This window comes from Blautia acetigignens (genome assembly GCF_025566865.1).
Lineage (GTDB): Bacteria > Bacillota > Clostridia > Lachnospirales > Lachnospiraceae > Blautia_A > Blautia_A acetigignens.
The window spans coordinates 73,861-85,848 of sequence record NZ_JAOQJM010000005.1 but is presented as its reverse complement, the minus strand read 5'-3'; the positions used below and the strand labels follow the sequence as shown (position 1 = coordinate 85,848).

At 37.3% G+C, this 11,988-nt stretch carries 12 protein-coding genes and 1 pseudogene; all 13 read right to left on the bottom strand.

What is annotated here, in order from left to right; genetic code table 11:
* Positions 1–13 precede the first annotated feature (13 nt).
* Positions 14–799, bottom strand: coding sequence for a DUF4160 domain-containing protein (locus OCV70_RS08155; protein WP_173767863.1), 786 nt, complete (start codon positions 797–799; stop codon positions 14–16).
* Positions 800–821: 22 nt separating this feature from the next.
* Positions 822–1,946, bottom strand: coding sequence for an AAA family ATPase (locus tag OCV70_RS08150; RefSeq protein WP_173767865.1), 1,125 nt, complete (start codon positions 1,944–1,946; stop codon positions 822–824).
* Entirely contained in the window at positions 1,939–3,069 is a 1,131-nt protein-coding gene (locus tag OCV70_RS08145) for a DUF262 domain-containing protein (protein ID WP_244096268.1), read from the bottom strand. The genes OCV70_RS08150 and OCV70_RS08145 overlap by 8 nt, the downstream gene beginning before the upstream one ends.
* A gap of 44 nt (positions 3,070–3,113) precedes the next feature.
* Positions 3,114–3,647 carry a hypothetical protein gene (locus OCV70_RS08140; RefSeq protein WP_173767869.1) on the bottom strand — a complete coding sequence of 178 codons (534 nt, stop codon included), beginning with the start codon at positions 3,645–3,647 and terminating at the stop codon, positions 3,114–3,116.
* Positions 3,640–5,907: a DEAD/DEAH box helicase family protein gene (locus OCV70_RS08135; RefSeq protein ID WP_202031104.1), complete on the bottom strand. Its 2,268-nt coding sequence runs from the start codon at positions 5,905–5,907 to the stop codon at positions 3,640–3,642. Before OCV70_RS08135 ends, OCV70_RS08140 begins: the two co-directional genes overlap by 8 nt.
* Before the next feature lie 25 nt (positions 5,908–5,932).
* Positions 5,933–6,382, bottom strand: a complete 450-nt coding sequence (locus tag OCV70_RS08130) for a hypothetical protein (protein WP_173767871.1) — start codon at positions 6,380–6,382, stop codon at positions 5,933–5,935.
* A 117-nt stretch (positions 6,383–6,499) separates the two neighbouring features.
* Positions 6,500–6,877, bottom strand: a complete 378-nt coding sequence (locus OCV70_RS08125; RefSeq protein ID WP_173767873.1) for a TnpV protein — start codon at positions 6,875–6,877, stop codon at positions 6,500–6,502.
* Positions 6,878–6,887: 10 nt separating this feature from the next.
* Positions 6,888–8,399, bottom strand: a complete 1,512-nt coding sequence (locus tag OCV70_RS08120; RefSeq protein WP_173767875.1) for a MobA/MobL family protein — start codon at positions 8,397–8,399, stop codon at positions 6,888–6,890.
* Positions 8,400–8,739: 340 nt separating this feature from the next.
* Entirely contained in the window at positions 8,740–8,967 is a 228-nt protein-coding gene (locus OCV70_RS08115; RefSeq protein WP_005340457.1) for a DUF5348 domain-containing protein, read from the bottom strand.
* A 175-nt stretch (positions 8,968–9,142) separates the two neighbouring features.
* Complete coding sequence (locus OCV70_RS08110) at positions 9,143–9,385, bottom strand: complexin-2 (protein WP_173767877.1); 243 nt, start codon at positions 9,383–9,385, stop codon at positions 9,143–9,145.
* 91 nt (positions 9,386–9,476) lie between these two features.
* Positions 9,477–10,631 (bottom strand): AAA family ATPase, encoded by a 1,155-nt coding sequence (locus OCV70_RS08105; protein ID WP_173767879.1) that lies wholly within the window; start codon positions 10,629–10,631, stop codon positions 9,477–9,479.
* Entirely contained in the window at positions 10,628–10,951 is a 324-nt protein-coding gene (locus OCV70_RS19690) for a plasmid mobilization protein (RefSeq protein ID WP_173767881.1), read from the bottom strand. The genes OCV70_RS08105 and OCV70_RS19690 overlap by 4 nt, the downstream gene beginning before the upstream one ends.
* Before the next feature lie 114 nt (positions 10,952–11,065).
* Positions 11,066–11,428 (bottom strand): annotated as a pseudogene (gene terL / locus OCV70_RS19685) (phage terminase large subunit); the annotation flags it as partial.
* Positions 11,429–11,988: the final 560 nt, after the last annotated feature.

Genomic DNA, 11,988 nt, shown 5'->3' with positions numbered 1-11,988 from the left:
GCCATTAGATTGATTATAACCCTGTTTCTCTTTGAAAGCAACTACTATGTAAATTTTTCCACGCCTCTTGTAATTCTTCTTTATTTGTTTCATACCAATCTTTTATTTCAGTGACCATTTGGTATGTCCATTTCTTCTTACCATCTTTATATAAGTTTCCATCACTCATTTTAAATACTGCTGAAAACTCATTACAACTTACATGAAAATGTGGTGGGTGATATTCAAATTCATTGGCACGTACCTCAACAAGGTACTTTCTTCCAATTCTCCATGTCTTTATTTCTGGCTCACGCTTCCACCACTCTAAAGAATATATATTATCAATATTATACGTACTCTCTGTATCATTATATTCAACACAAAGAGGAAGTTTCATACGAGAATACGCTGGATGAATAAACGATATTATAATTCCCTCGTTTTCTATTGCATTTGTAAAACAATTTCTCTCTTCAAAATATTCTCTATACTCTTCATCAAATTGATACTCTTTTACCTTTAAATCAGAAGCAGAATCGGCACCATAAAAAGGTTCTTCGTAAGCAATCTTCATTAACTGCATTTGTAACTGTGCAATTTCTGATGAACGTTCATTCCTCTTTTTAGGTATATTCGTCAAGCATACCCCTTTACAGATTTCTGATTGCCAAAATGTATCCTTCTTCCATATGATATTTTCATTTTTGTCTTTTATTTTATTTAAAATAGGAAAAGTATAATTTCTAAGAGATTCAAAAAAATCTTCCACACTCGCAAATTGTCCTCTCAATGAATATTCATTCAAATAATAATCCATTTTCTTTCGTAGACTCCTTTTCCTACAATCCAAACATTCTATTCAAGTCAATTTCAAACTGATCAAACAAATCATCTATATCCATGTCTTCATTGGTTCCTACTATTTTTCCATATTCTTTAAATATAATTGGATTGCACTGTGTCTCATATTGTTCATTCATTGCAAAAAAATTAACAGAAATATCTTCTTGTTTCATACTTCCATTGGCAACGCCTACTCTTAATCCATTAAAGATATGATCACTATGTGTTTCAATGAATAATTGACGGCCTGATTGACTAACAAAATACAAAAATTCACATAATTTTGACTGAGCTTTTGGATGCAAATGAATTTCTGGATTTTCTATAATTATAACAGAATCACTTTCCGCACCCAGACACAAAATTATAATACTTATTAAATAACTAATTCCAGACCCAACATTTACCGGTCTACAGTACAACGCTTCGGAGACTGCATTAGCGGGATTATTGTTATATTTTACCTGTAGATAATTTGTTTTTTTTAAATCACTTATATACAATGTAGTACCTATAATATCATTCAACCAATAATTTACTTGATCCAATAAAGTATTAGTAAAATCTGTATCCTTTACAACAAGATTATCATCAACTATCATACCCTCGTTTTGTAATAAATAGGCTAATGCGTACTCTCCATCTATTCCAAAGTCACTATCATTTAACATATTTTTAGCATATATGTCATTGACACCCATTCGATGACAAGACAAATAATGAAATCCAAAATCCTCCAATAACAAATCTGATTGTTCTGGATCATCATATTCTCCACCCAATAAAAGTTCTGTCACAGATATATCGTCCGAAGATGTACATACTTTATATGCCTCATTTTCCTTGTCCTCAACAAATTCTACCCAAGCTGGCTTCGTTTTGCCCTTTTCTAATATTTCAATCTTTATTGAGGAATTTGGCATATAATAATTTCTTACTTCTCTAAAATCTCCTATGGAAATATATTTCCCATTAAGACTCCTTTGAGTCAATGCTAATAATGCATGTAAAAATGTGGATTTTCCAGATGAATTTGTTCCCACAAACAAATTTAATTTTGAACATTCAACACTCAAATCTTTGATAGATTTTAAAGCCAGAATATGAACTTTATCAATCATCGCTTATCTCCTTACATAATTTTTCCATCAATTGAAATCTTCCATATACTTTCATAGTATTATCCCTACTATTTCCGATATAATACAAAAACTCTTCACTACTTATTACAGTTTTTATTTTCTCTAACAGTTCTTCTCTTGATACTGCAATATTATTCTTTGGTAATAATGTCATAAAATATAGTGTAGTTTCAAAAATATTCATATTAATTGGTTTTGATTCATTGTTTTCTTTTCTAAATGCACCTTTTCCTAAAATATCTCTTGCCATTTCTAAACTCTTTATAGTAACTTGTCTAATTTCTTCTAATTCTTCCAATGATGACTGATTTAACTTTGTCAATGTAGTTTCTATCAAATCGTCCAGATTGCCTGTATATTCATATTTTTTTCCATCTTTAAATAACAAGTCATTAAAAAACAAATAAAATGCTAAAAATCTTGTAACTAAATAAGAGCCTTTCATCCTTCGATCTTTTTTATACTCAATACGTGTAGTTTGCAAAAATTCCTGTGATGCAACTACTTCAGTTATCATATTTAACCCTCTGCCATGATACAGAGCATTTCTAATTTCTTGCTTATTTAATTTTGTTCCCCCCCTATTAACTCTATCAAAAATATCAAATAATATTTTGTCCGGCGTAGGTGGTAAAATCACATGTGAATATACTTGGTAATCTTCCAACTGAGACTGATATATTCCCAATTCATCTACCAAATCCTTGAATTTTTTTCCATTCAAAAATTTCAATATCTTTAATGATTTTAATGGAAAACCATCACTTAAAAAATCAAATAATGTTGATAATCTTTGCTTTCCGTCAACCACTACATATGTAGAATTGTTCTGCTGTTTGAAATAAAATATTGGTAATGGTAAGCCCATTAAAATACTTTCTATCAATTCACACTTCTGTTTAGGACCCCAAACTTCATTTCTTTGAAAATCAACTTCTAATATCAATTGCTTTTTCTTATATTTCCTGTAAAGTTCATATATTGAAAAATCCTTTTTTGTTACCCTAACAGACTCAAAAATTGGCTTTTCCTCATCTCCAAAGTACTCTAACTCATTTAATTCTTCTTCATTTTCCAATAAAACTTCATCTTCTATTGACATTTGACTCATCCCTGCCTCCCATTTTAATTAAAAAACACAATGTATCAGAGCACCCGAATCGTTATCATCTCATCAAGTCCAATCTCTCCAATATCACATTCTTCTTTTCCACGAAGATATGTCTGCATATGGTAAAACATCATACACTCCCTAAGGTATTTCAACAACTCTTGTGTCCGACGTTTATATCCATATGCTTTTAATAATGTCCGTAGTTTCATTCTCACATAATCTTGTCCGTCCAAATAAAGAATCTGCACTCGTTTCATTTTGAAAAATAAATCAATATCAAAATAATCCGTAATGAAGGCTTCTTCTTCCATATCCTTACCAAAAGAATGAAAATCTTTCTGAATAGTTGGAAACTCCTTATCTATTTCTGGTTTGTCGCACAAATAATCTGTCCAATAATGCACATCCAAATATAATTGACGCAAATTTGTTCGATAATATGGACTTAAATATTGATTATCTTCTTTCCAAATTTTTTCCAACATGATACTCGCTGTCTTAGTTCCAATATCCAGACTATGTATGATACAAGCAAAATCAAATGAATCATAATATAGCTCAATCAATTTTATCCCCCTTCAACCCATTACATTGTCTACAAAGTATCTGCAAATTCTCTGCCACAGTTTTTCCACCTTTATTCATCGGTATCACATGGTCTACCTGAAAGAAAATACGGTCTTTGCCTTTTGCTCCACAACAGGCACAGGTATAATTTCCATCTGTATCTTCTGATTTAGCAAATGCTGTATCCCGAAGATTTTTTTCCAGTTCCGGATTTACCTTTCCAATCTCGAACAATGGTAAATCCTCCAGTTTTCTAATACCTCGCTGCACGTTTTCTTCTTCGTCATAAATATGCGGATTAGACAGTTTTGTTAACTCTATATCCAGTTGTCTCCAGAAATACAATTTTCGTCCAAAAAACAATTTTAACAAATTATCATCACTATTTTCCCATAAGGCATTTACATATTCTGTTTTCTGTCTCTGCCCCATATCCTCATCCCAAATATGTTTTGCAATCGCAGCAACATCTAACTTGCTTCTGTCTATATCATCAAATGAATAGAACTGTGGCGAAGTTTCGTACTGGGCATAATATTTCAAAATTCGTATCACATCTTTTTCTTCATATGGTGGTATCATTTCGCCTAAGAAAAACGTGTTTCTACATTGCTCTGCCATTTCTTCAAGCAATTCTTCTGCCGGATATTCCTCTTCACACTGAAAACTTTGGAACAGACTTGGTAAGCCTTTCATCAATTCTTCATATGCTTTTTTCGTACTGTCATATACCATTACTTGATAGGAAGAATCCACTCCATTTTCTTCTAAATAGGCAAACGCATACATTCCAATCGGAATTCTTTGTACAAATGGTACTTTTTCTAATACTGTGGTATCTACAGAATCGTCAAGCACAGAAGCAAACTCTTCTATTTTAGAAATCGCTATCATGCGTAATTCATGCTTCATATGCTCTGTTGAATTATCTGTAAATTCATTATTTCCACTGAACAGACTGTCTGGATTTACCCATGCAATATGTTCATTCCAATTATCTACAAAAGAAACTATATATGCTGAAGAAGTTCCGCCAGCAGCTTCTCCTCTAAGTGCCCGTCCTATCATCTGTGTCATAAGGATTGTAGAAACAGTTGGTCTTGCTAAAAATACTGTTTTGGTTTGTGGCAAGTCCACTCCCTCTGTCAAAATATTTACATTCACAAGTACCTTTACTTTTCCTTCTCTATATTCTTCTAATTTCCTCTCGTTGTCTTCTCTGCTGATTCTCACTCCTGTCACAGAATCTTTTACATCAGACACAATGAACTCCGACTTTATTCCCTCTTTATTAAACAACGCACTTAGATGAATTGCATGAACTACATTGATTGCAAATACTATCGTCTGTCCATACTCTTTCTCTTTTGCCTTGTATGTCTGGACAATCAACTTGTTTCGTGCTGCACTATCTGCCATTTGTCCTGCTACATCTTCCGGCAATACGTCCAATCGTTGGATACTCTCCCAACCATTCAAACCTAATGATTCTCCATACATTTCATCTGTGTAATAACTTTCAAAAATAGGTTTTGATAAAATGCGTCGATTTATCAACTCTTTTAACCCTATCTGATATGTAATACCTATGTTTCCATGAACCGCCTTTCCACCTTGTAAACCGTCCTCATAAATTTTTGCCAAAAGTCCCTGTTCCCCATCAGCAGTACGGAATGGTGTAGCAGTCAATCCAATCAATTTTACATTTGATACCTTTGTTTTTACATAATCAATTACTTTTCGATAAGTTTTAGCAGTAGAATGGTGTGCTTCGTCTACAATTAAAAAGATTTCCTTTTCGCCCTCGATCCATACATCTAAGCACTGTAAATTTCTACCTATGCTATCCTTGCTCATAATCAACAAATTGTCCGTGGGTTGAATATCAATAGTTCTATCATGGGTAGATGCACCAGATATAATCCTATACTGGAAGGACGGAATATGTGGTATTACCTCTGAATACGCAAACTTCTGAAAAGATTCTGCTGCTTGGTCAAGTAACATCTGACGATGTGCAATCCATAATATTTTCTTTTTCTGATCCAGTGCATTTCTTAAAAGCCACATAGAAGCTGTGTACGTTTTTCCTCCACCAGTAGGAAGTACAATCATAGTGCTGTACTTCGCATTTTTATTCATAATATCGAGATTTTCCATTGCACATTTTTGATGTTCATATGGTATTCTTGCATTTGCTCCCTTTTTGGGAAACACTTTTCCAAATGACTTTACTTCTATGTAATCTTTTTCCATCATTCGTCCCCTCCAAATTTATTATATTTTACGCATTTACCATTCGTTGCCTTTTCTGTGCTTCAATCAAGGTATCTCGTAAATCAGTCTCTATCTCTATCATTTTCACTTCAATATCGAATTGTCTGATACATTCCGCAAGAACAGATGTACCTTTTAATTTTTTCATCTCATCTTCATCACATACTACAATAATTTTTCTGTATATCTTTCCCTCAATTTTTTCAAGGAGAAGCATTTTCAGAATATCATTTGAAATCTTATTATCCTGAGCTTTCTTGGGTTTTCCAATATGTGCAAAAATTTCTCCAATTATCCCATCCGCTTTAGAATAAAAATCGGGTTGCATAAATGTATTGCCTACAAAGATTTTCGCATTTTCTACCAGCTCTATGCCCAACCAGTCATTTACCTTCTGAAAAATTACCTGCTCTGCCATTTGTTGCTCAATAGAACTTGATTTTTCTTCTTTTTCCATGACAACCCTCCTCAAAATTGTAATAAATACATAAATAGTTTACCACATACATTTCCATAGTTCCATTATAATGCGCCATAAAATCGTAAATAGGGCAGTCACTGACCGCCCTCTAATCTACGCATATACAATTTCTTTCAGCACTACTTCCTCTGCACAATGTCGGATATTATTACACATCCTCACCCACAACATCTGATTCTCCGCTTTCAACTGTTCCGTCGCTCCCTGCTTTTCTTTCATCTGCTCCACCAGTCTGTCCATCATCTGATTACACTCCTCATCAATCTGATGCAGATGTTCATTTAACTTCCCGGCAAGTACCAGCTCCAAATACAAGCCTTTCCGATGCTCTTTCAAGTAAGCTTTTCTCAACATTCCATATTTTCCAATCGGATACTCTGTCTCTTCCGGGAGATACAGGTCTGGATAATACAGATCGTCCTCTCCTAAAGTATAGCCAATTCCATTTTCTCCCATAATGTGTTTTTCCATGATTGTCCTCCTACCTTGCTCCCCGGTCTTTATTCTGTTTGCGGGTGTGCTGTTTATTTTTCTGTTCATTCTGTATTTCCTGTTTCTTTTCTGCCAGCTTCGCCCTAATACTGTGTGCTAATGGCTCTTTTCCTGTTTCTTTCTTCCATTTTTCTATTGCAGTTCGATACTCGCTATACTCAGTTTGAGAAACTTTAAAATCTTTCAAAAATTCCTGTACGCTTCTGTAACCGATTTTCTGTACAATCCTTGGAAGATAGTCTTTCATATTCCTGATCTGGCTTGTCAGTTCATCAATTTCTTCCTGCAATGCTTTTTTCTTCCTTCCCTTAAACCATCCCTTGACTTCTGACAGTTCTTTTTTCTTTGCAGAAAGCTGTTTTTGTTTCTGTTGAATTGCAGTATTTTGTTCGTCCAGTTCTTTCTTGACTTTGAAAAATTTCGGATATTTTGATGCAAGCCTTGTCATTTCTGGCTGCTTCGGTTCTGCCTTTTCTTCTTTTATCTTCACACTTTCTGGTACGATATTTTCTGCAATCCTCTCTGTTTGCTCAGGTTCCGTTGTTCCTGCCTGTGCCACGTTAATCTGTTCCGACACTTCTCTGGATTTTTTAAACAGCACACTTTCTATCAAAAATTCCAGTGTTTCAACCGCCACTGCTATAACTCTGCCAAATAATCCCGGACTGTTTCCATGACTGGCAATAGATTTCTTAATTGATTCAGTAATTTGTTTTCGCTTCACTTCCAATATCTGCGGTTCTGATACTCCGCTGATCAATGCCATATCAACAGCTCTGTTCCATTCCTGACGTTTCCGATTATCGACTTCTATCTCATACGCTTTTGGATTGTTCTTTCCAATTTTCTTCGTTGCAAGATACACGCCACCACGCTCAAATACCTGTAGTTTCTGTTTCTCGTCCTGCACATAAATATTGATTAAATCTGTATAAGAATGCTTTACCTCATCCAGAAATGAATTACTCTTGAAGCGTTCCTCTTTCACTGTAAACAATTTTTTCTCATATACTTCACCTTTTTTCACGATACTGCAGCCTTCTCGGATCTCGCCATCTTCTCCTAATATCTCTTTCTTGGTTCGGACATGTTTTCCATTTTCATCATAAAACATATTTCTGCTGGCAATCTTAATGATTGGTTCATCCAATAGCTTCCGTTCTGCAAATATCAAATGAATGTGATAATTGGTCTTTCTTTTATTGTGGTGTAAAGCAGCAATACACTCTGTTCCATAATTCTGTTTAAAATGATTTGTAAAAAGTTGCAACAATCTGTCTGGCTGAAATTCTGTAAAGCTCTCTGGCAAAGCAATGATCAATTCTCTTGCCTCAATACATTTTCCTTCTGTTCCGCTTTTTTTAAATTCTTCCTGATTACACTTTGCAAGTTCTCTCCAGAATTTCCGTTCTGTAGTTTCATAAACCGCATAAAGATTTTCCTGTTTTGCATGACTGGATATATAAGTGATTCTGCCTTTTACATTGCTTAGTTTTGTCATTTGAATAAATGAATTTCTTCCGATAGGCACTCCCTCCTTGTCTTCGGCAAAGTAAATTCTGCCATATTATTTGTGAGTGGATGCATCGGCATCCGTTTACGAACTATCCGCCTGTCGGTGGAACAGCTCCCGGCAGGGCGAAATACCCTGAGTACAAATCTTTGATTTGTGCGATGGGTGTATTTCGCTCTCAAACGCCGAGGGCTTTGTGAGATGCTTCTTACATCTACCACAACTTGGCTTTCGCTTTTCATTTTGGGCGTATCCGCCCTCTTTTTTGCCCGTATCCGGGCTTATTTTTTCACGAACAACAAACCGACTATTACTCTTCCTGTCTGCTTTATTCCGGTATCCTTGCCCGTACATACTCCAGATCTCCACAATACGGTGTTCCAACCAAATACCATTCCCTCGCCAAATTCATTTCCATTCGTGTCTTTACCCACTGATCATCAACCAGAACTTCCAGGCATTCTCCACAGTGAAATCCCGTATCAATCCATAAGTCTGATGACAATAATCCATATCTTTTGTTATAACTGTTGTAACCTAATCTTCCTTCTCTCATTGTGTCATTCTCCCTTCATTTATCTTTTCCGCAGGGACGCCCTGAATCAGGGCCCCCTTTTGAAAATATCCTTGCTTCGCCAGCCAACTCCCGACTGCACCTTCCCTGTTTTCTCCTTGTCTGCTATCTACAGGTGCGTGCCACGCTCCTGTCATTAGGTAATCAAGCAGAACCTTTACCATCGAAAGTCCTCATGCATTCCGCACTTATCCAAATACTCTTGTCTTGCCTTTTCCCGTTCTTCTTCTGTTGCTGCTGTTTTAAAGGTTGTATAAAGTTCTCTTTTTACCATACTGTCTAATTTTTCCATCAATGCATTTTCTATCTCCGGCAAATATTCCTCGTTCCCGGCAAGATGATACTGAAACAATGCCAGCAATAAATCTTTTGGTATCTGTACCTGTGATTTTCTTTCCATGTTTCTCCTTTCCGTGACGGTCGTGACGATAGTGACGATATTTTCACTACCGTCACGCTATAGAAAATACCGTCACAACCGTCACATATCGTCACGCTTGTTTTCCGACAAAGGTTAATCTAATTTTTCTTCCGTCGTGTCCCCGCTCTGTTTTATACTGGATTCCATATTCCAGAATCAGTCGTTCCAGGCTGACATTTAATTTTCGTGATAAGGCGTTCGGCTGCATTTCCACTTGCAATACTTCCACAAGCTCTGTTGCTGTTCCTGCCCACTCTGGCGTAATTTCTGTTACAAGTTCTTTGATTTTTTCCAATAATGGATCTTCTGGTTCTTTCCAAAGTTCTGTTTCTGTCTTGGTAAGTTCCCAGACACATCTCTCCCGGTTAAAGTTCAACCACAGTTTCTGATCCTGCTGGTCACGCCCTGCCACTTCCAGAACTGCTTTATTATCTGTCCGTTTTTCTTTCTGCATGACGAACGCTCCATCCGCAGCCCCCAGCAATCCATTCGTACCGGAAATCATATCAAAACTATCGGAAGATTCCATTTTTCTTGTATGATGCACTACCAGAAAACAGATCCCATATTTATCACTGAATGCTTTCAGCTTTGTTACAATCTCGTAATCGCTAGCATAACTGAATTTATCTCCACCGACCTCTCGAACCTTCTGAAGAGTATCAATGATAATCAATCTTGCATCTTTATGCTCTGTCACAAACGTTACAAGCTGTCTTTCCAGTCCGTCATTAAGCGATTTGGATTTTGTAGCGAAATAAAAATTCTCACTGCCTTCCATTCCAAACATCTGTGATAATCGCTTCTGTAGTCTTGCATAATCATCTTCCAGTGCCAGATAGAGAACCGTTCCCTGTCTGACTGAAAAGCCCCACAATGGAAGTCCTTTACTGATGTGATACCCGATCTGTGCCATGAAAAATGATTTCCCGATTTTCGGTGAACCCACAAACAGGTAAGTTCCGTTATACAGAAGTCCATCTACAATCGGCAGTTTTGGCGGATATGCGGTATCGTATAATTCCATCATAGAAACTGTTTCCAGATCATTCGGATTCTTTTTATTTGCTGATTTTGCTGTATTTTCCGCACTATTTGTGGCTTGCAGATTGCCCTTGCCGGGCAAATCTGCTATACTTTGGTTGGTTTTAAAATTTTGTAATGGCTGTTCCACATCTGCGCCAACAGATGCAATCGGAGCAGTCATTTTTTCTTTTGCTGTCATTCATTTTCCCCTTTCAATCCATACAATGTCTCTGCGACCAATCTCAGGGTACTTAACAACTCTTCATTTTCTTCACTGCATTTTTTCAGACGTTTCAGTTCTTCATAAATCTCTGCCATCTGATTTCGCAATGCTTTATACACTCTTGGGTTCCCCTGTACCACAATTTCTCGATCAGTTAATCGTTTTGTGATATAATCCTGCTTGCTAAGTCCTGATAATCGGACACATGCATCAATCTGCTCTGCTTCTTCCGGTGATACCCGGAATGCTACGATTTTGTTTCTCCATCTTCCTTTACTGTCCAGATTTTTCTCCATTTGATTTTTCCATCCTTTCAATATCCAGCTGTGCTGCCATCTGTGTCTGCTCACTTGGAAACAGATGCGCATATCGGTAACGGTATCTTTATACACGCCCTTTGGGAACATCAGTAAATCTTTCTGTAAATCAGTAACCCATGACGCCGTGTTTGGATCCGGAAAAAATACGTTCCCGGCCTCAAAATATGGTGTCACTGAAATAGCTCTCTCTTCCTTGCTGCCGCGTGGATTGAACGGTACCAGGCCAGAGACTTCTTTCCCCAGCACATCCATAACCGCCGGGCCGTTTGCCTTGTCCTCAACAACCTTTGCCCTGGCTTTTGGCCACTTGGCTGTCATATCCCGAACCGCTTTCACAGACTGGGTAAAACTCATTTTCTCGTTTACCAGGTCAAATACATAAACGTTGGGTCCGCTCCGTCCCATCACGTAACCGGCAACCTTAGCGCTGCCGTCGCTGTTTTTAAATGCCATGTCCCAGCTCTGTATGATCATGTTACAGTGTGGGGCTGTTGTGTAATAGTGCTGCAACCAGGCCTTTTTGAAGACGTTACCGTCTGCCGGTGCCGGCCGCTGCTGCATCTGTCCGGAATACTGTAAAGAGCCCATGCTCTTTTTTAGTCCGGCCAGGGATTCCTTGTCGTATCGTTGGGGGTTCAGGATGTCCCCCTCTTCCCTTATGAGCTGCTTGCCGCTTTTTGGGAATGTTATTATTGTCTTTTTCTCTGCCTCAGCTGGTAAACACAAATGTTCATAGCCCAGGTTTTCTGCCAGCACATAACCGGTCAGGTCCATTTCATGTAATCGCTGCATAACGATAATGATCGCGCCGTTCTTTGGGTCGTTCAGTCGTGTCTGCAGTGTGTTCTTGAAAAAATCTATGGTGTTTTGCCGCTCTGTCTCACTGTTGGCCTGCGCTGGGTTCTGCGGGTCGTCAACTATGATTATGTCGCCACCCTCACCAGTCAGTGCACCGCCGACAGAAGTTGAAAACATCATACCTTGATGGGTGTTCTTAAATTCGTTCTGCCGGT